Origin of the sequence: Pseudomonas sp. Lb2C2 (genome assembly GCF_052112205.1) — a bacterium.
Lineage (GTDB): Bacteria > Pseudomonadota > Gammaproteobacteria > Pseudomonadales > Pseudomonadaceae > Aquipseudomonas > Aquipseudomonas kilonensis.
In genome coordinates this window covers 110341-130671 of record NZ_JAUTYW010000006.1, presented here as the reverse complement: position 1 = coordinate 130671, position 20331 = coordinate 110341, and the positions used below count along the sequence as shown (strand labels likewise).

Annotated in this window: 17 protein-coding genes; 13 read left to right on the top strand and 4 right to left on the bottom strand. The window is 60.9% G+C overall.

The genetic code is table 11. The features are described from left to right. Positions 1-157 precede the first annotated feature (157 nt). From rpsF to Q7F16_RS19180, 12 genes are all read left to right on the top strand, one after another. Positions 158-586 carry a 30S ribosomal protein S6 gene (gene rpsF / locus Q7F16_RS19235; protein WP_003186395.1) on the top strand — a complete coding sequence of 143 codons (429 nt, stop codon included), beginning with the start codon at positions 158-160 and terminating at the stop codon, positions 584-586. A gap of 28 nt (positions 587-614) precedes the next feature. Then, complete coding sequence (rpsR, locus tag Q7F16_RS19230; protein ID WP_002551829.1) at positions 615-845, top strand: 30S ribosomal protein S18; 231 nt, start codon at positions 615-617, stop codon at positions 843-845. Between the two features lie 36 nt (positions 846-881). Next, positions 882-1775 carry a hypothetical protein gene (locus tag Q7F16_RS19225; RefSeq protein WP_024618455.1) on the top strand — a complete coding sequence of 298 codons (894 nt, stop codon included), beginning with the start codon at positions 882-884 and terminating at the stop codon, positions 1773-1775. Between the two features lie 18 nt (positions 1776-1793). Then, complete coding sequence (rplI, locus tag Q7F16_RS19220) at positions 1794-2240, top strand: 50S ribosomal protein L9 (protein ID WP_003197251.1); 447 nt, start codon at positions 1794-1796, stop codon at positions 2238-2240. Between the two features lie 117 nt (positions 2241-2357). Then, positions 2358-3755, top strand: a complete 1398-nt coding sequence (gene dnaB / locus Q7F16_RS19215; RefSeq protein ID WP_014336312.1) for a replicative DNA helicase — start codon at positions 2358-2360, stop codon at positions 3753-3755. A 100-nt stretch (positions 3756-3855) separates the two neighbouring features. Next, positions 3856-6156 (top strand): YgiQ family radical SAM protein, encoded by a 2301-nt coding sequence (locus Q7F16_RS19210; RefSeq protein WP_024618454.1) that lies wholly within the window; start codon positions 3856-3858, stop codon positions 6154-6156. Between the two features lie 302 nt (positions 6157-6458). Beyond that, complete coding sequence (locus Q7F16_RS19205) at positions 6459-7385, top strand: hypothetical protein (protein WP_014336314.1); 927 nt, start codon at positions 6459-6461, stop codon at positions 7383-7385. After that, positions 7382-7843 (top strand): lipoprotein, encoded by a 462-nt coding sequence (locus Q7F16_RS19200; RefSeq protein ID WP_046065546.1) that lies wholly within the window; start codon positions 7382-7384, stop codon positions 7841-7843. The genes Q7F16_RS19205 and Q7F16_RS19200 overlap by 4 nt, the downstream gene beginning before the upstream one ends. Before the next feature lie 174 nt (positions 7844-8017). Beyond that, positions 8018-11311 (top strand): transglutaminase family protein, encoded by a 3294-nt coding sequence (locus tag Q7F16_RS19195; protein ID WP_409556714.1) that lies wholly within the window; start codon positions 8018-8020, stop codon positions 11309-11311. Between the two features lie 246 nt (positions 11312-11557). Beyond that, positions 11558-14044, top strand: coding sequence for a circularly permuted type 2 ATP-grasp protein (locus Q7F16_RS19190; protein WP_046065544.1), 2487 nt, complete (start codon positions 11558-11560; stop codon positions 14042-14044). Beyond that, complete coding sequence (locus Q7F16_RS19185; RefSeq protein ID WP_014336318.1) at positions 14044-14937, top strand: transglutaminase family protein; 894 nt, start codon at positions 14044-14046, stop codon at positions 14935-14937. Before Q7F16_RS19190 ends, Q7F16_RS19185 begins: the two co-directional genes overlap by 1 nt. A 147-nt stretch (positions 14938-15084) precedes the next feature. After that, positions 15085-15462, top strand: coding sequence for an NUDIX hydrolase (locus tag Q7F16_RS19180; protein WP_046064344.1), 378 nt, complete (start codon positions 15085-15087; stop codon positions 15460-15462). 73 nt (positions 15463-15535) lie between these two features. Here Q7F16_RS19180 and Q7F16_RS19175 read toward each other — a convergent pair whose 3' ends face one another. Together Q7F16_RS19175 and Q7F16_RS19170 are read right to left on the bottom strand one after the other, a co-directional pair. Next, positions 15536-15724: a hypothetical protein gene (locus Q7F16_RS19175; RefSeq protein ID WP_018604316.1), complete on the bottom strand. Its 189-nt coding sequence runs from the start codon at positions 15722-15724 to the stop codon at positions 15536-15538. A gap of 68 nt (positions 15725-15792) precedes the next feature. Further along, positions 15793-16380: a TIGR00730 family Rossman fold protein gene (locus Q7F16_RS19170; RefSeq protein ID WP_409556715.1), complete on the bottom strand. Its 588-nt coding sequence runs from the start codon at positions 16378-16380 to the stop codon at positions 15793-15795. 342 nt (positions 16381-16722) lie between these two features. On the opposite strand from Q7F16_RS19170, the gene azu reads away from it, so the two are divergent. After that, the gene (gene azu / locus Q7F16_RS19165; RefSeq protein WP_046064345.1) at positions 16723-17169 is read left to right on the top strand and encodes an azurin; all 447 of its coding nucleotides are present in this window, start codon (positions 16723-16725) and stop codon (positions 17167-17169) included. 1049 nt (positions 17170-18218) lie between these two features. Here azu and nadE read toward each other — a convergent pair. Together nadE and pncB are read right to left on the bottom strand one after the other, a co-directional pair. After that, complete coding sequence (gene nadE, locus Q7F16_RS19160) at positions 18219-19046, bottom strand: ammonia-dependent NAD(+) synthetase (RefSeq protein ID WP_095963260.1); 828 nt, start codon at positions 19044-19046, stop codon at positions 18219-18221. Between the two features lie 4 nt (positions 19047-19050). Continuing rightward, entirely contained in the window at positions 19051-20277 is a 1227-nt protein-coding gene (gene pncB / locus Q7F16_RS19155) for a nicotinate phosphoribosyltransferase (protein WP_079301656.1), read from the bottom strand. Positions 20278-20331 lie beyond the last annotated feature (54 nt).

Here is a 20331-nt window from a genome sequence, read left to right as displayed (position 1 = left end):
GCCAATTGCCTTGCGCCGCCCTCGGCCCTTCTCTACAATTGCGCCCCTTGCTGTGATGGCAGGCACTTATGTGTCTAGCGTCCACAAGTCCATAAGTGTCATTCACTCCTTGTCTGACCGTTTTTGAGCGGCAGGCTACAACCCGTAAGGAGCATTCATGCGTCATTACGAAATCATCTTTTTGGTCCACCCGGATCAAAGCGAGCAAGTCGGCGGCATGGTTGAGCGTTACACCAAGCTGATCGAAGAAGACGGCGGCAAAATCCACCGTCTGGAAGATTGGGGCCGTCGTCAACTGGCCTACGCAATCAACAATGTTCACAAGGCTCACTACGTGATGCTGAACGTTGAGTGCACTGGCAAGGCCCTGGCCGAGCTGGAAGACAACTTCCGCTACAACGATGCAGTGATCCGTAACCTGGTCATCCGTCGCGAAGAAGCCGTCACCGGCCAATCCGAGATGCTCAAGGCTGAAGAAAACCGCAGTGAGCGCCGTGAGCGTCGCGACCGTCCTGAGCACTCTGACAGCGCCGATGGCGATGACAGCGATAGCGACAGCGACAACAGCGATAACGCTGACGAGTAATCCACGGACCTTTTAAGGAGCCAATCACATGGCACGTTTCTTCCGTCGTCGTAAATTCTGCCGCTTCACCGCTGAAGACGTGAAAGAGATCGATTACAAAGATCTCAACACTCTGAAAGCCTACGTATCCGAGACCGGCAAAATCGTTCCAAGCCGTATCACCGGTACCAAAGCTCGTTATCAGCGTCAGCTGGCCACCGCTATCAAGCGCGCCCGCTTCCTGGCCCTGCTGGCCTACACCGACAGCCACGGCCGCTGAGACCGGGCAGTCGACGAGTAGTAAGGGATTGAATGCATGCGCGCCTTAGCTGAGTTCATCATGCGCGGTCGTATGCAGGCCACTCTGGTAGTGGCTGGATGCGCGGCATTGCCGTTGTTGTATTGGTTGGGTGCTGCCGCCGGGAGTCTTGTACTCCTGCGGCGCGGATTGAGGGACGCCTTGGGCGTTCTTGCTCTAGGACTGCTGCCGGCCTTGCTCTGGTGGCTGTATTCCGCGGACCCGCGTGCAGTCATGGTACTGCTGGGGACTTCGGCGCTGGCGTTGGTGTTGCGCGCTAGCGAATCCTGGAACCGCGTGCTGCTGGTCAGCATAGCGATAGGTGTGGTGTTTTCAGTGGTGCTCGGGGTGGCTTTCGCACCCCAGATCGAGATGCTGTCGCAGGCTTTGATAAAAATCCTGCCCGAGGCGCTCGGTGATCTCTACCAGCAGATGTCGGTAGAAGAGCAGGCGCGTTTCGCGTCCCTGATCGCCCCCGTCCTGACCGGACTGATTGCGGCCTTGTTGCAAATCGTCAGTGTGCTGAGCCTGGTTATCGGGCGCTACTGGCAGGCGTTGTTGTACAACCCGGGTGGTTTTGGTCGCGAGTTTCGCGCCATCCGTTTCCCGCTTGGGCTGGCGATGTTGCTGTTGGCGGGCATGCTACTGGGGCCGAACTTCGGTCCGCAGATGGCGATGCTCACGCCGTTGTGCAGTGTACCGCTGGTCTTTGCCGCCCTGGCCCTGATTCATGGGCTGGTGGCGCAAAAGCGACTGGCCAGGTTCTGGCTGGTGGGGTTGTACGTCACGTTGTTGCTGTTCATGCAACTGATCTATCCGTTGCTGGTGGTCTTGGCCATCGTCGACAGCCTGATTGATTTTCGCGGTCGTATGGCGCCGAAAGACGCCGACAACGCGAACGGTGAAGGTTAAAAGTTAGAGGATTTTCACATGCAACTGATCCTTCTGGAAAAAGTCACCAACCTGGGCAACCTGGGTGACAAAGTAAACGTTAAGGCCGGCTACGGTCGTAACTACCTGCTGCCTTACGGCAAAGCTACCGCTGCGACCGCTGCCAACCTGGCTGCGTTCGAAGAGCGTCGTGCTGAGCTGGAAAAAGCTGCCGCAGACCGTAAAACCTCGGCTGAAAGCCGTGCTGCCCAACTGGCCGAGCTGGAAGTGACCATCACTGCCACCGCTGGCGACGAAGGCAAGCTGTTCGGTTCGATCGGTACTCACGACATCGCTGACGCACTGACCGCCTCCGGCGTTGAAGTTGCGAAAAGCGAAGTTCGTCTGCCGAACGGCACCATCCGCAACGTAGGTGAATTCGACGTAGCCGTGCACCTGCACGCCGAAGTTGAAGCCACCGTACGCGTTGTCGTGGTAGCAGCTTAAGCAACACCTGTCGGTTGGCACCCTCGGGTGCTTGCCGGTAACATCGGGCACGATCCTGTTTACAGGTCGTGCCCTTTGTCTTTCTGCAATTCCTGATTTTCATAACCAGAAGTGGCCATGAACGAAATCACCGCTCCCGAGCAATACGATCTGCAAACCGCTGCCCTGAAGGTGCCTCCGCATTCCATCGAGGCCGAACAAGCCGTGCTCGGTGGCCTGATGCTGGACAACAACGCCTGGGAACGCGTGCTTGATCAAGTCTCCGATGGCGATTTCTACCGGCATGACCACCGGCTGATTTTCCGTGCGATCGCCAAGTTGGCCGATCAGAACATGCCGATCGACGTCGTGACCCTGGCCGAGCAATTGGACAAGGAAGGCCAGACATCCCAGGTCGGCGGGCTCGGTTACTTGGGTGAGCTGGCGAAAAACACGCCGTCTGTCGCCAACATCAAGGCTTACGCGCAGATCGTGCGCGAACGGGCGACCTTGCGCCAATTGATCGGCATCAGTACCGAGATCGCCGACAGCGCCTTCAACCCGGAAGGCCGCACCGCCGCCGAGATCCTTGACGAAGCCGAACGGCAGATCTTCCAGATCGCCGAGGCCCGCCCGAAAACCGGTGGCCCGGTCAGCGTCAACGACCTGCTGACCAAGGCCATCGACCGCATCGACACCTTGTTCAACACCGACAACGCCATTACCGGCCTGTCCACCGGCTACACCGACCTCGACGAGAAGACCAGCGGCCTGCAGCCGTCCGACCTGATCATCGTCGCCGGCCGTCCGTCCATGGGGAAAACCACCTTTGCGATGAACCTGGTGGAAAACGCCGTGCTACGCAGCGAAAAGGCGGTGTTGGTGTACTCCCTCGAGATGCCAGGTGAATCGCTGATCATGCGTATGCTCTCGTCCCTGGGGCGTATCGACCAGACCAAGGTTCGTTCCGGCCAACTGGAAGACGACGACTGGCCACGCCTGACTTCGGCGGTCAACCTGCTCAACGACCGCAAGCTGTTCATCGACGATACGGCCGGTATCAGCCCATCGGAAATGCGCGCTCGGACCCGTCGCCTGGTGCGTGAGCACGGTGAGGTCGGGTTGATCATGATCGACTACCTGCAACTGATGCAGATCCCCGGTTCCAGCGGCGACAACCGGACCAACGAGATTTCCGAAATCTCCCGTTCCCTCAAGGCCCTGGCCAAGGAATTCAACTGCCCGGTGGTAGCTCTTTCCCAGTTGAACCGTTCCCTGGAACAGCGCCCCAACAAGCGTCCGGTGAACTCCGACTTGCGGGAATCCGGAGCGATCGAGCAGGACGCCGACGTCATCATGTTCGTGTACCGCGACGAGGTGTATCACCCCGAGACGGAGCACAAGGGCATCGCCGAAATCATCATCGGCAAACAGCGGAACGGCCCGATCGGCTTTATCCGCCTGGCGTTCATCGGTAAGTACACCCGGTTCGAGAACCTGGCGCCGGGTAGCTACAATTTTGACGACGACGAATAACAGGGGGGCCACCAATTTCCGACCATAGTCGTCGGAATTGGTTATTTTTTGTGCTATATTCCGCGCCCGCGATTTTTCATCTTTTATACCGGTCATCGACATGCAAGCAGCCAAGCCGTTATTTGACTATCCCAAGTACTGGGCCGAATGTTTCGGCCCGGCGCCGTTCCTGCCCATGAGCAGGGAGGAGATGGATCAGCTCGGCTGGGATTCGTGCGACATCATCATCGTGACCGGTGATGCCTACGTCGATCACCCGTCGTTCGGCATGGCGATCATTGGCCGTTTGCTGGAAGCCCAGGGCTTTCGTGTCGGGATCATTGCCCAGCCGAACTGGCAGTCCAAAGACGACTTCATGAAGCTTGGCGAGCCCAACCTGTTTTTCGGCGTCGCGGCCGGCAACATGGATTCGATGATCAACCGCTACACCGCCGACAAGAAAATTCGCTCCGATGACGCCTACACCCCGGGCGGCATGGCGGGCAAGCGGCCGGACCGTGCGAGCCTGGTCTACAGCCAGCGCTGCAAGGAAGCCTACAAGCATGTCCCGATCGTGCTTGGCGGTATCGAAGCGTCGCTGCGTCGTATCGCTCACTACGATTACTGGCAGGACCGGGTCCGCAACTCGATCCTGATCGACGCCTGCGCCGATATCCTGCTTTACGGCAACGCTGAGCGGGCGATCGTCGAAGTCGCCCAGCGCCTGTCCTACGGCCACAAGATCGAAGACATTACCGATGTACGCGGTACGGCCTTCATCCGTCGTGATACGCCGAAAGACTGGTACGAAGTCGATTCCACGCGCATCGACCGCCCAGGCAAGATCGACAAGATCATCAACCCGTACGTCAATACCCAGGACACTCAAGCCTGCGCCATCGAGCAGGAGAAGGGGCCGGTCGAAGACCCGAGCGAAGCCAAGGTCGTACAGATCCTGGCGAGCCCGAAAATGACCCGCGACAAAACCGTGATTCGTCTGCCATCGGTGGAAAAGGTTCGTGGCGACGCGGTGCTCTACGCTCACGCCAACCGCGTGCTTCACCTGGAAACCAACCCAGGCAATGCCCGTGCCCTGGTGCAGAAGCACGGCGAAGTCGATGTCTGGTTCAACCCGCCGCCCATTCCGATGACCACCGAAGAAATGGACTACGTGTTTGGCATGCCTTACGCACGTGTTCCCCATCCGGCGTACGGCAAGGAGAAGATCCCGGCCTACGAGATGATCCGTTTCTCGGTGAACATCATGCGTGGCTGCTTTGGCGGCTGCACGTTCTGCTCGATCACCGAGCACGAAGGCCGGATCATCCAGAACCGTTCCGAAGAGTCGATCATTCGCGAGATCGAAGAGATCCGCGACAAGGTCCCGGGCTTCACCGGAGTCATTTCCGACCTCGGCGGCCCGACCGCGAACATGTATCGCATTGCCTGCAAGAGCCCGGAAATCGAATCCGCGTGCCGCAAGCCATCGTGCGTGTTCCCCGGCATCTGCCCGAACCTGAACACCGACCATTCTTCGTTGATCCAGCTGTACCGCAGCGCCCGGGCCTTGCCTGGGGTGAAGAAGATCCTGATTGCCTCCGGCCTGCGTTACGACCTGGCGGTCGAGTCGCCGGAGTACGTCAAGGAACTGGTGACCCACCACGTCGGCGGTTACCTGAAGATCGCTCCGGAGCATACCGAGGAAGGCCCGCTCAACCAGATGATGAAGCCGGGCATCGGCAGCTATGACAAATTCAAGCGGATGTTCGAGAAGTACACCAAGGAAGCCGGGAAAGAGCAGTACCTGATTCCGTACTTCATCGCCGCCCACCCGGGCACCACCGACGAAGACATGATGAACCTGGCGCTGTGGCTCAAGGGCAACGGTTTCCGTGCCGACCAGGTGCAGGCGTTCTATCCGTCGCCGATGGCCACGGCGACCGCCATGTACCACTCGGGCAAGAACCCGCTGCGCAAGGTCACCTACAAGAGTGACGCGGTGACCATCGTCAAGAGCGAGGAGCAGCGCCGCCTGCACAAGGCCTTCCTGCGTTATCACGACCCCAAGGGTTGGCCGATGCTGCGCGAAGCGCTGACCCGCATGGGCCGCGCCGACCTGATCGGGCCGGGCAAGAACCAATTGATTCCGTTGCACCAGCCGGCCACCGACAGCTACCAGAGCGCCCGTCGCAAGAACTCGACGCCAGCCGGCAGCCACAAGGTGGGCAAGGAAACCACCAAGATCCTGACCCAGCACACCGGCCTGCCACCGCGCGCCAGCGATGGTGGCAACGCATGGGACAAGCGCGAGCAAGCCAAGGCCGCGGCATTCGCCCGCAACCAACAGGCTGCCAAGGAACGCAAGGACGCCGCCAAGGGCAAGGGCCCGAAACCGGCGCGCAAGCCTGTCGTGCCACGCTGATTGCCCTGCCGCCTCGTAAAACGCCAGCCTAAGTGCTGGCGTTTTGCTTTCTAGCGAGAGTACTGGCCGTTTGTTATCGTGGCGCCCGCCTTATCGCGCAATGGCGGACGCGTAGCCTTTGTGGCGAGGGGATTTATCCCCGCTGGGCTGCGAAGCGGCCCTAAAACCTTCCGCCTCGGCGGGGCAGTCTGTTTGCGTTAAGCCTTTTTGGGGCTGCTTCGCAACCCAGCGGGGATAAATCCCCTCGCCACAAGGTTCAGTGTGGATAAAGTATCACCCTCCGATTCTCAAGGACGATTCATATGAGCACTCCGTTACCCGGCATCGGCATGGACAACAGCATCTCCCAGATGATGGCCCGCCGCCGCATTGAAAGCCAAATCAACCTGCCACGGCTGTTCGCCGCCATTGATGCCGATCCGGGCATTGTCGGTGCGGGCGTGGTGTACATCGATGCTGAGTTCAACGTAGTGGTCCTACGCGAATTCAAGCCGATTTGCAGCATCGCGCCCAAGCGCATCATTCTGCGCGAGGCGAAAAAATACATCGCACCGCAGCAATTCATCGATCAGGTAAAAAGCAGCCCGCGCGAGTCCAAGCTTGGGCTTGAAGCAACCAATGCCGGCTTGTCCTGTGTCGCCGCTGTGATTGGTTGGGTGGTGGTGTTCAGTGGAAGCGTCGCCGTGCCCTTTACGGCGGGGGCAAGCGCCTTTGTCGTTGCCCTGGGCGCCGCTGCCGCGACGGCCAGCACCGCGCAATGCGTCATTGGCGGGATGCGGGTGGCCAATGAGCTGACCAATCCGACCGGCAACGATGAGATGAATGACGCGGACTGGTACAACATAGTGTCGCCGATCCTTGACGGGGTTTCCCTGGTGGGTGTCGGTGGCTCGGCGCTGACGACTGTCCGGCTGCTCAAGGCCAACAAAGCGGCCGGCACTGGAAAGAGTTGGTATCAGTTGCTCAAGGGCCTGAATCGGCAAGAGCGAAGCAAGCTGACCAAAGAGCTGTTAACGCTCAAGGACCCGAGCCTGACGGCGAAGCTACTCAAGTTGCAGCAACGCGCGGGGGCCGTGCCCAAACGTTATTCTTCCGCTGAAATCCGCCACGCGACCCTGACTCAGATCAAGGACTCGTTGGGTGGCGCCCTGGGCGTTATCGGCAGTTATACCGGCGGCGGCCATGTGAAGACCGTGGCCGTCGGCCTATATGAGGAGTTCACGGAATGATCGGTGGCGGATCGCTGAAATCATTTCTCGCCCGTTACTTTCCAGTTTTCATGGGGACGATCCTGCTGGGATGCTTTTCCGGGTCCACGCTGCTTGTGTTGGCTGGGACCACTTATTGGCGTGCCCTGGAGCCGTCAGCCAGGACCGACTATGTCGGGCTCGGCACTTTGGCCCTGGTGATCGTTCTGGTCGTGGGCAACCTCTTGATTGCTCGCGGGCGCACTTGGGCGGCCTGGTTGGTGACGGGTTATTTCCTGACATGTCTGGTTGCGGCGTTGCCGATGTTTGCCTACCGGCCGCATCAAGGCGTCTACCTCTTCGCTGTGGTGCTGCCGTTGTTGGGGTTGTTGTTGCTCAATAGTAAGCGCCATCGTGAGATGCGCCGCAAACTGGTAGAAATCCGCCGCCAACGCGAACTCATCATCCAGGCTGCCAAGACCCCACGCACGCGCCGCTGAGTCGATTCGCTACCTCTGCGCCACATTTATGTGCGCCTCTTTGCACACGAATGCGAGCAGCGCGCGTTTTTAGTGCTCTACTGCCTTGAGTAGACAAAGAAAGTGTCCGGCCTGCCTGCATGGCATAAGTCTTGCGCCGCTTTCGATAACGCCCAGGCTCGCAGGAGGCACGTCGTGTCGATCCATGTCGCATTGCATCACGTCACGCATTACCGCTACGACCGCGCCGTCGAACTCGGCCCGCAGATCGTTCGCCTGCGCCCGGCGGCCCACAGCCGCACGCGCATTCTTTCCTATGCGCTGAAGGTTTCGCCCGAGCAGCATTTCATCAACTGGCAGCAAGACCCCCAGGGCAATTACCTGGCGCGGTTGGTGTTTCCCGAGAAAACCCGGGAGATGCGGATCGAGGTCGATCTGTTGGCGGAAATGGCGGTGTTCAATCCGTTCGACTTCTTCCTCGAGCCCTACGCCGAAAAGATTCCGTTCGCCTACGCGGCCGACGAGCGCAAGGAGCTGGCGCCTTACCTGGAAACCCTGCCGCTGACGCCGAGGTTCCAGGCCTATCTGGACGGCATCGACCGGACGCCGTTGCCCGCGGTGGATTTTTTGGTGGCGCTCAACCAGCGCCTGAGCGAAGACATCAACTACCTGATCCGCATGGAACCCGGCGTGCAGACCCCGGAGCATACCCTGGAGCACGCGTCCGGTTCCTGTCGCGACTCGGCCTGGTTGTTGGTGCAGCTGTTGCGCAACCTCGGCTTGGCCGCGCGTTTCGTTTCCGGTTACCTGATCCAGTTGACCGCCGATGTGAAAAGCCTCGATGGCCCGTCCGGCACTGACGTGGATTTCACCGATTTGCATGCCTGGTGCGAGGTCTACCTGCCCGGTGCGGGCTGGATCGGCCTGGATGCAACGTCCGGGTTGTTCGCCGGTGAAGGCCACATCCCGTTGGCGTGCAGTCCCGATCCGTCCTCGGCGGCACCGATCAGTGGTTTGGTGGAGCCTTGCGAGTGTGAGTTCAGCCACGAAATGTCCGTCGAGCGGGTCTGGGAAGCGCCGCGGGTGACCAAGCCTTACACCGACGCACAGTGGCTGGCGATCCAGGCGCTGGGGCGCCAGATCGATGCCGACCTGTTGGAGGGCGACGTGCGCCTGACCATGGGTGGCGAACCGACCTTTGTCTCCATCGATGACCCGGACGGTGCCGAGTGGAACACCGCGGCACTCGGGCCTGATAAACGCAGGCTCTCCGCCGAGCTGTTCCAGCGCATGCGCAATCACTATGCGCCCAAGGGGCTGGTGCATTTCGGCCAGGGCAAGTGGTACCCCGGCGAACAATTGCCGCGCTGGTCGCTCAACTGCTATTGGCGGCGCGACGGGGTGCCGATCTGGCACAACAGCGCGTTGATCGCCGACGAGCAGGAGGACTACGGCGCCGATGGCGAACTGGCTGGGCGTTTCCTGGCGAGCGTTGCCGAGCGTTTGAAAATTCCTGCGCGGTTTGTGTTTCCGGCCTACGAAGACAACTTCTATTACCTCTGGCGCGAAGGTGCATTGCCTTCGAATGTCACGGCCGAGGACCCACGCCTGGAGGACGCCCTGGAGCGTGCACGGCTGCGCAAGGTCTTCAGCCAGGGCCTGGACAAGGTCATCGGCCAGGTCCTGCCGCTGGCCCGCACCGCCAAGGGCGATCAATGGCAAAGCGGTCGCTGGTACCTGCGCGACAACCACTGCCGCCTGGTGCCGGGGGATTCGCCCCTGGGTTATCGCTTGCCACTGGCGTCGCAGCCTTGGGTGACGGCGGCCGAATACCCGTTCATCCACCCCACCGACCCGAACCAGGACTTGCCCGAGCTGCCCGGCACCGAGCAACTGGCGCGTCACGGCGAGCCGGCGGCCGAGCAGGAGCGTGTCCCGGAGATCGACAAATCCGCCGACTGGCTGACCCGCACCGCCTTCTGTGCCGAGGCCCGCGATGGCCGGCTGTACCTGTTCATGCCGCCACTGGAGCGGGTCGAGGATTACCTGGAACTGGTCATTGCCATCGAGGCGACGGCTGAGGAGCTGCACTGTCCGGTGCTGTTGGAAGGCTACGAGCCGCCGAGCGACCCGCGCCTGGGCAATTTTCGCATTACCCCTGACCCGGGTGTGATCGAGGTCAACGTGCAACCTTCGGCCACCTGGGATGAGTTGGTCGAGCGCACTGAATTTCTATACGAAGAAGCGCGACAGACCCGACTGACCACCGAGAAATTCATGATCGATGGCCGGCATACGGGCACCGGCGGCGGTAACCATTTCGTACTGGGTGGCGCGACACCGGCTGACTCACCGTTTCTGCGGCGTCCCGACCTGCTGCGCAGCCTGATCAGTTACTGGCATAACCACCCGTCGTTGTCCTACCTGTTTTCCGGATTGTTCATCGGCCCGACCTCCCAGGCGCCTCGCGTGGACGAGGCGCGCAATGACGCGTTGTACGAACTGGAAATCGCTTTCGCGCAAATGCCGCAACCCGGCGAGGAGTGCCCGCCGTGGTTGGTCGATCGCCTGTTGCGCAACCTGTTGATCGACGTGACCGGCAATACGCACCGTGCCGAATTCTGCATCGACAAGCTCTATTCGCCAGACGGCGCCACGGGGCGTCTCGGTCTGTTGGAGTTGCGTGCTTTCGAGATGCCACCCCACGCCCGCATGAGCCTGGCCCAGCAATTACTGCTGCGGGCGCTGGTGGCGCGGTTCTGGCGCGAGCCTTATGCGCCGGCGAAACTGGCGCGCTGGGGCACCGAGCTGCATGACCGTTTCCTGTTGCCGCACTTTATCGAGCAGGATTTTGCCGACGTCATCCATGAGCTGAACGCCGCCGGCTACCCGCTGCGGGCCGAGTGGTTCGCCGCGCACCTGGAGTTCCGCTTCCCCAAGGTGGGCGATTACGCGGTCAGCGGTATCGAACTGCAATTGCGCCAAGCCCTCGAGCCTTGGCATGTGCTGGGGGAAGAGGGCGCGGTGGGTGGTACCGTGCGTTATGTGGATTCTTCCCTGGAGCGCTTGCAGGTCAAGCTCAGCGGCCTGGCGCCGCAACGCTACCTGCTGACCTGCAATGGTGTGCCGGTGCCCTTGCAACCCACTGGTCGGGTCGGCGAGTTCGTCGCCGGGGTGCGTTTCCGCGCCTGGCAACCGGCCAACTGCCTGCAACCGACCATCCCGGTGCATGCGCCGCTGGTCTTCGATTTGCTCGACACCTGGATGCAACGTTCCGTGGGCGGCTGCCAGTATCACGTGGCCCATCCGGGCGGGCGCAACTACGACAGCCTGCCGGTGAATGCCAACGAGGCCGAAAGTCGGCGGATGGCGCGTTTCTTCCGGCTCGGACACACGCCTGGGAAACTTCCGATACCCAGCCTGGCCATGGATGACGAGTTTCCGCTCACGCTCGATCTGCGACGTTTTCCAGGAGCGTTAAAGCGCTAGGTGGCCCTTGTGGCGAGGGGATTTATCCCCGCTGGGCTGCGCAGCAGCCCTAAAGCAGTTAGCTCAATCTTCCTGGCACACCGAGTTGCCTGGTTTGGGGGCTGCTGCGCAGCCCAGCGGGGATAAATCCCCTCGCCACAATGATTGCAGTCTGAAGACCCAGGCCGGATCCAACACAAACACACCTATCCGGGCGTCATGCGCTTGCGCTAGTCTCACCTTTTATTGCCGTCTGCCGAGCTTTCCATGCCTGACCTGCTTGACCGTTACCCGCTGACGACGGGCACCTATCACGAACTGTTGGACGACAACGGTGCGGTGCGTCCGCACTGGCGGCGGTTGTTCGATCAGTTGCAGCGCAGCACGCCGGCTCACCTGATCCAGCGACAGGCGCTGCTGGCTCGGCAGATCCAGGAAAACGGTGTCACCTATAACGTCTACGCCGATCCGAAGGGCGCCGACCGGCCGTGGGAGCTGGACTTGCTGCCCCACGTGATCGACCCGCAGGAATGGAAGCACCTGTCGGCCGGGATCGCCCAGCGTGCGCGGCTGCTCAATGCGGTGCTGGCCGACCTGTATGGGCCACAGCGGCTGATCAGCGAAGGGCTGTTGCCGGCAGAGCTGGTGTTCGGGCACAACAATTTCCTTTGGCCCTGCCAGGGCATCGCGCCGCCGGACGGCAGCTTCCTGCACTTGTATGCGGTGGATCTGGCGCGCACGCCCGATGGCCGCTGGTGGGTCACGGCGGATCGGACCCAGGCGCCTTCGGGGGCCGGTTATGCGCTGGAAAATCGCATGATCGTTTCCCGCGCCTTCCCCGATTTGTATCGCGACTTGAAGGTGCGGCACTTGTCGGGGTTCTTCCGCACCTTGCAAGAAACCCTGGCACGACAGGCCCCCAGCGACGGTGAGTCGCCGCTGGTGGTGCTGTTGACGCCGGGGCGGTTCAACGAAAGTTATTTCGAACATCTTTATCTGGCGCGCCAGCTAGGCTATCCGCTGGTAGAGGGAGGCGACCTGACCGTGCGGGACGCCACGGTCTACCTCAAGACCCTCAGTGGCCTGCGCCGGGTCCACGCCATCATGCGCCGGCTCGACGACGATTTCTGCGACCCCCTGGAGCTGCGTACCGATTCAGCCCTCGGCGTGCCGGGGTTGTTGGAAGCGGTGCGTCAGGGCCGGGTGCTGGTGGCCAATGCCCTGGGCAGCGGCGTGCTGGAGTCACCGGGCCTGTTGGGGTTCCTGCCGAAGATCAACCAGTATCTGTTCGGTGAGGAATTGATACTGCCGTCCATCGCCACCTGGTGGTGCGGTGAGCCGCCGGTGCTGGCCCAGGCCCTGGAAAAACTTCCGCAACTGTTGATCAAGCCGGCGTTTCCTTCCCAAAGCTTCACCCCGGTGTTCGGTCGTGATCTTAACGAGGCGCAGCGTGGCCAACTGGCGGCGCGCATGCAGGCTCGGCCCTATGCCTATGTCGCCCAGGAGTTGGCGCAACTGTCCCAGGCCCCGGTCTGGCAGGCCGAAGACGGGCACATCCAGCCTCGGGCCATCGGCATGCGCGTGTATGCCGTGTCCGGGAAGGATGATTATCGGGTGCTGTCGGGTGGCCTGACCCGCGTGGCCGCCGAGGCCGACGCCGAAGTGGTGTCGATGCAACGTGGTGGCGCCAGCAAGGACACCTGGGTGCTGGGCGAGCAGGCGCCCGGCGGTGAACAATGGAAGGCCCAGCGAACCGTGGGGGTCCACGACCTGGTTCGACGCGATCCGTACCTGCCTTCACGGGTGGTGGAAAACCTGTTCTGGTTCGGCCGCTACTGCGAGCGTTGCGACGACAGCGCGCGGCTGCTGCGGATCATGCTGGGGCGTTATGTCGATGGCGATGACCCGCAGGCCCTGCAGTCGGCGGTGTCCCTGGGTGAAAGCCTGATGCTGCTGCCTGAAGAGGGCGAGCTGCATGAGCGTTTGCTGGCGGCGCTGTTGGGGGACGACTGGTCGTTCAGCCTGCGCTCCAACTTGCAGCGCTTGCAGTGGGCGGCCTCGCAGGTTCGCGGCAAGCTGTCCCGGGAGAACTGGCAGGCGCTGGTGGAGTTGCAGCGCGAAGCGATGGAGCTGGAAACCGAGGAGCCGGATTTCGGTGAGTTGCTGGATTTTCTCAATCGGCTAGTGATGTCCCTGGCGGCGTTGTCTGGTTTTGCCTTGGACGACATGACCCGCGACGAGGGCTGGCGCTTCTTGATGATTGGCCGACGCCTGGAACGCTTGCAGTTCCTCAGCAGCAGCCTGGCGGCGTTTTTGCGCAGCGATGCAGTGTTCGACCAGGCCGGGCTGGAGTGGCTGCTGGAACTGGGCAACAGCAGCATCACCTACCGTTCGCGCTACTTGGCGGTGGCGCAACTGATCCCGGTGCTGGACCTGTTGTTGCTGGACGAACAGAACCCTCACGCGGTGCTTTTCCAGTTAAAGCTGGTGGCCCGCACGCTCAAACGCCTGAACGACGATTTTGGCGCACCGAAGGAAACGGCCTTGCCCGAATTGGTGACGCGTCTTTCTCGCTTTGACTTGCGTTGCCTGGAAAATCCCCTGTTTGGCGAAGCCAGCCTGCGCGCAGCACTTGATGGGCTGGCCGACCTGTTGCAGGAAGTGGCCGATGTCGGTGGACAGGTGTCCGATCGCCTGGCCTTGCGTCATTTCGCCCACGTCGATGACGTCAGCCAACGCACGGTGTCTGTCTGATGAGCGCTCGTTACCAGATTCTCCACGACACCCATTACCACTACGACAGCCCGGTGTCCCTGGCCCAGCAGCTTGCCCATCTGTGGCCGCGCGCCTGTGACTGGCAGCGTTGCACCGAACAGCAGTTGCTGATCAGCCCGGAGCCGACGACCCGTCGCGATGAGCTGGATGTGTTCGGCAACCCGCTGACCCGACTGGCCTTCGAACGGCCCCATGACGAGCTGCTGGTCAATGCTCGCTTGAGCGTCGAAGTGCTGGCGCGCCCCGCGCTGGATTTCGACCTGTCCCCGGCCTGGGAATCGACCTGCAACGCGCTGAGCTACAGTGGCCGGCCACTGGCGGCACCATTGCTGGAGGCGTGCCGTTATCGTTTCGAGTCGCCGTATGTGCACCTCAAGCGCAGCTTCGTCGAGTTTTCCGAAAGTTGCTTCCCGCCGGGGCGACCGCTGATGGTTGGCGTTCGAGCGCTGATGGAGAAGATCTTCGAAGAGTTCACCTTCGATGCCGAGGCGACTCAGGTGGCGACGCCGCTGGTGGAGGTGCTGGAGCGGCGGCGGGGCGTATGCCAGGACTTTGCCCATCTGATGCTGGCCTGCGTGCGCTCGCGCGGTCTGGCGGCGCGTTACGTCAGCGGCTACCTGCTGACCCAGCCGCCACCCGGCCAGCCACGGCTGATTGGCGCCGATGCGTCCCATGCCTGGGTTTCGGTGTATTGCCCGGTGTTGGGTTGGGTGGACTTCGACCCGACCAACAACGTACAGCCGGCCCTGGAACACATCACCCTGGCCTGGGGGCGGGACTTTTCCGATGTGTCGCCGCTGCGGGGGGTGATCCTGGGGGGCGGCAATCATGATCCTGAGGTGCGGGTGACGGTGATGCCGCTGGAGTCATGACCCAGCTGTCCAGTGAAAATACCTGTGGCGAGGGAGCTTGCTCCCGCTGGGGCGCGCAGCGGCCCCCAGGTTCTTGGCGGTTGCTGCGCAACCGAGCGGGAGCAAGCTCCCTCGCCACAGGTAAAACATTAACCACGAGGCCTCTTCATGTTCCCGGTTTCCATCAAAGGCGTGCTTCAATCTCCCGAGGGCCTGGTCGTGCTGATGCTCAACGAACGGGACGAATGGGAACTGCCCGGCGGACGGATCGAGCTGGGCGAAACGGCGCCGCAATGCCTGGCACGGGAGATCGATGAGGAACTGGCGGTTGAGGTGCGCGTGGGGGAGCCGCTGGATTCGTACTTGTTCGAGGTCATTCCCGGCAAGCACGTCTTCATTTCCACGTACCGCTGCCAGTTGCTGGGCGGTTTCGTGCCGATGATCAGCCATGAGCACAAGCAGATCGGGTTGTTCGAGCCGGACCAATTACCGGTGAACCTGCCTACAGGCTATCGCCTGTCGATTATCAAAGCGCTGGGATTGTGAGGGCCGGCAGTGGGACTGCCGGCCCTGGACACAAAACCGGGGGGCCGGATCGGATCATCGGGCCCTGGGGGTATCAGGCCTCGGGTGCCTGATCTTTCGGTGCATCAACATCATCTTCTGCTGCTACTTCGCCTTCGGTATCCGGGGTCAGTGCGGCTTCTTCTTCAGCTGTGGCTTTCTTGCGCTGCAGCTTTTCCTCTTTCTTCTGCTCCTTGGCCAAGTCTCTCTGACGTTTGGCGAAGGAATAATTGGGTTTGGCCATGGGCGATCCTCTGGGGTCGAAGGTGAGGTTGAGCGGCGCATATTCTGCCCTGTATCGGGGCCGAGCCGTTAGCTGGGTTTTTGTTCGGCCCACTTTGGCTGCACTGACGGTTGCCATTCGTCCAGCGCATCGAGCAGGTCCTGCGCTGATTCGCTCACTTGCAGCATGTCACGATGGGGCGTGCGGACGAAGCCTTCGCCGACGATATGATCGAGAAAAGCGGTGAGCTTGCTGTAGAAGCCGTTCACTTCCAGCAGCCCCAGCGGTTTGCCGTGGTAGCCGAGCTGGCCCCAGGTCCAGACCTCGAACAACTCCTCCAGCGTGCCGAGGCCGCCGGGCAGGGCGATGAAGGCATCGCTGAGTTCGGCCATGCGCGCCTTGCGGGCGTGCATGCCGTCCACCACTTCCAGACGGGTCAGGCCGCTGTGGCCGATTTCCTTGTCCTTGAGGCTTTGCGGGATGATGCCGATGACCTCGCCGCCGGCCGCCAGGGCCGCATCGGCGACGATCCCCATCAGGCCGACGGCGCCACCGCCGTAGACCAAGGTCAATTTTCGTTCCGCCAATGCTCGACCCAGGGCCTGCGCCGCTTCACGATACGCTGGATCGGTGCCGGTGCTGGCGCCGCAAAATACACAAACAGACGCGATGGACATGCTTTACTCCATGATCAGTAACCGACCCAGAGTAAAGCCTGGCCTTGGTGGCGCAAAGCGATTAAACCTCGCGTTGGGGTTTTTCGTAGGTGCCACTGGCACCGCAGGCGTAGGCGGCGAGCAAGCTGCATAACAGGCTGTTGACGTTCATGATGGGCGCTCCCGAGAGGTGGTGAGGCTGATCATAGAGCGGTGTCATCCCTCTGGCTGGTTGATTGTGTCCATCAGGCTGATAGCCTTAAGTTGTATACAATCTTTGATTCAGGTCATAGGAACTTGTCTGAAATTCAGGCAGTCTTCCCCTTTGACGGATTTTTGTTAACCATGCCTTGGAGATTCACGATGTTTGCCAAACTTGTTGCAGTATCCCTGTTGACGCTGGCCAGCAGCCAACTGATGGCAGCGGAGTGCAAGACCACCATCGACTCGACCGACCAGATGTCCTTCAACACCAAGGCCATCGAGATCGACAAGAGCTGCAAGACGTTCACCGTTGAGCTGACTCACTCGGGCAACTTGCCGAAAAACGTCATGGGCCATAACTGGGTACTGAGCAAAGAGGCTGACATGCAGCCGATTGCCACGGCTGGTTTGGCAGCAGGCATCGACAAGAACTACCTGCCGGAAGGTGATGCACGCATCATCGCCCACACCAAGCTCATTGGTGCCAAGGAAACCGACTCAGTGACCTTCGATGTGTCGAAGCTCAATGCCTCCGAGAAGTACGGCTTCTTCTGCTCGTTCCCGGGCCACATCTCGATGATGAAAGGCACCGTTACTCTGAAGTAATCAGCTTCAGGCACAAAAAAAGCGGCGCTTCTTTCAGAAATGGGAAGCGCCGTTTTTTGTCTTTTTAGAAAGCTCGGTGTTTAGTTGCTTTGGGGTGTATATCCGTTTTTTGCGTAATGGCGGCTTATGGTTCCGCTCTTACAGCGGGTCACTTTCGAAAAGCGCGAAAGTAACCAAAGCGCTCCTGCCCCACCACTTGGTGCCTCGCCTAGGCTCGGCATGCCTGAACGAAGGCATTGCTCCGTGGGCCGCCGCGAAGGGCCATCCATGGCCCATCGCGGCTAACCCGGCATCCATGCCGGGTTGCCCACTGCGCAACACCTTCGTTCAGCCAGCGTGGTTAACGGGGCGCCCGAGATCAACGTCCTCCACGAGGCGGCCTAGTAGCCGACCTGGTTCTTGCGGTCGTACACCCATTAGATCTGTGGGAGCAAAGCTTGCTCGCGATGACGGTGTCCCAGTCAATGAAGATGTTGGATGTGCCGGCCTCTTCGCGAGCAGGCTCGCTCCCACAGGGGGCTCTGGATGCACATAAATATTGTGTCTACGGAAGATCCAATGTGGGAGCGAGCTTGCTCGCGATAGCGGTGGCTCAGCCACATAGATGCCGGCATGCCCCGCTCTTGCTCTTGCTCTTGCTCTTGCTCTTGCCTTGCTTTGCTTTGCTTTGCTTTGGATCTTGATCTGGACGCCCCGTTAAACCACGCTGGCCGAACGCAGGCATTGCGCAGTGGGCATCCCGGCATGGATGCCGGGATAGCCGCGCTGGGCCATGGATGGCCCTTCGCGGCGGGCCCACGGAGCAATGCCTTCGTTCGGGCACACCGAGCCTAGGCGAGGTGCCGAGTGGTGGGGCAGAAGCGCTTTGGTTACTTTCGACTGGGCCGGCTTCCGGGCTTTTCGAAAGTGACTCGCCGTAAGGGCGAAACCGCCAGCCGTCGTTACGCAGCAACGGATATACACACCAACCCACGCCTCTCTACATTCAACATCAATGCAAGCTGACACACCGCTATCGCGAGCAAGCTCGCTCCCACAGTGATTACCCGTTACGGAGCGTAAGGCATCACCCGCTTGTGCTCAGTCTTGCGATAGGTCTCGCAGATGATCCTGAACGCCTCGTCCCGCACAGGCTCGCCATGCAGGAAAGCATCGATCTCGGCATAGGTCACGCCATGGGAGGCTTCATCCGGTTTGCCTGGGGACAGGTCCTCAAGGTCGGCGGTGGGGATTTTTTCCACCAGCGACTCCGGCGCGCCAAAGTCTCGGGCGATGGCCCGGACCTGGTTTTTCACCAGGCCACTCAACGGCGCCAGGTCACAAGCGCCATCACCGAACTTGGTGAAGAAACCCATCACCGCTTCGGCGGCATGGTCGGTGCCGATCACCAGGCCGTGCTCGGTGCCCGCGATGGTGTATTGCGCCACCATGCGCATCCGCGCCTTGGTATTGCCCAGCACGAAGTCCCGCGAGACCGCTGCCTTGCCTTCGAACGCCGCGACTTGATCGGCCAGGGCCTTGACCGCCGGGCCGATGTTGACGGTATGGCGCTCGTCCGGGTCGATGAAGTCCACGCAGGCTTGCGCTTCATGTTCGTCGAACTGGGTTTCGTACGGCAGGCGCACGGCGATGAACTTGTAGGCGGCGTTACCGGTTTTCTCCCGCAGTTCGCGCATGGCGCGTTGGGCCAGCAGCCCGGCGGTCAACGAATCGACGCCACCGCTGATGCCCAGTACGAGGGACTTGAGGCCGGAGTTGACCAGGCAATCCTGGATAAAGCTCACCCGCCGGGCGATTTCGGCCTTGAGGGCGGCGTCATCGGCGAACGGTGGCTGGACCTTGAGCTGTTCAGCAATCTCACGCTGTACGGCTTGCATGAATTCACTCCTTGCTTGATGTGTCTGAAAGGGCGGCAGGTACTTGGAAAACGTGTCGCATGTAGGCGACGAAATTCGGGTCCTTGCAGTGGGTCTTGCCGGGCTCATCTGAAATCTTGGCCACGGGTTGCCCGCCACAGCTGATCATTTTAAGCACGATGCTCATGGGCTCTACACCCGGAATGTCACACGTCAGGTTGGTGCCAATACCGAAGCTGACATTAATGCGACCACGCAATGCCCGAAAAATCTCCAGGCATTTGGGTAGTGTCAGGCTATCGGAAAACACCAGGGTCTTGCTCATCGGGTCGATGCCGAGCTTGTGGTAGTGGGCAATGGCTTTTTCAGCCCAGATCACCGGGTCGCCCGAGTCGTGGCGCAAACCGTCGAACAGCTTGGCGAAGAACAGATCGAAATCCTTGAGGAAGGCGTCCATGGTGATGCAATCGGTCAGGGCGATCCCCAGCAGGCCTCGGTACTCGCGCACCCAGCAATCGAGGGCGGCGATCTGGCTGTCGATCAGCCGCGGGCCCAATTGCTGGTGGGCCATGATCCACTCATGGGCCATGGTGCCCAGGGGCTTCATGTCCAACTCCCGGGACAGGTGCACGTTACTGGTGCCGACGAAACGCCCGGGGAAGTCATGCTTGAGCACGTTGACCACTTCTTCCTGGACGCGGAAGGAAAAGCGGCGGCGGGTGCCGAAGTCTGCGACTTGCAGTTCGGACAGTTCTTCGGCGCTGGCGTTGGCGCTCAGCCAGTCGAACTTGCGATACAACTGCTCCCGAGCCTGTTCCAGGACGATTTCACGGTAGCGATAACGATTGCGCACCTCGCTGACAATGGCCAGCAGCGGCACTTCGAACAGAATCACGTGCAGCCACGGCCCGCGCAGGCGGATGAACAGCTCGCCGTTTTCGATACCAGTGTGCACGTAGCGCAGGTTGAAGCGAAACAGCCCCAGGAAACGCAGGAAGTCCGGCTTCAGAAAACTGATGCGCTCCAGGAAACCCAACTGGTCGGCGCTCAGGCTCAGCTCGGCCAGGCGCTCGATCTGAAAGCGGATCTCCGCCAGGTACGGGCGCAGGTCTTCGCTGTTGCGGCAGCGGAATTCCCATTCGACTTCGACGTTGGGGTAGTTGTGCAGCACCGCCTGCATCATCGTCAGTTTGTAGAAGTCGGTGTCGAGCAGGTTCTGCACGATACGATCGGCAAATACGCTCTCGCTCATAGGGTTCTCCAGACAGGCCGCGCAGTGGGCAACGAGGTTCGGCGGTTTGTAGTG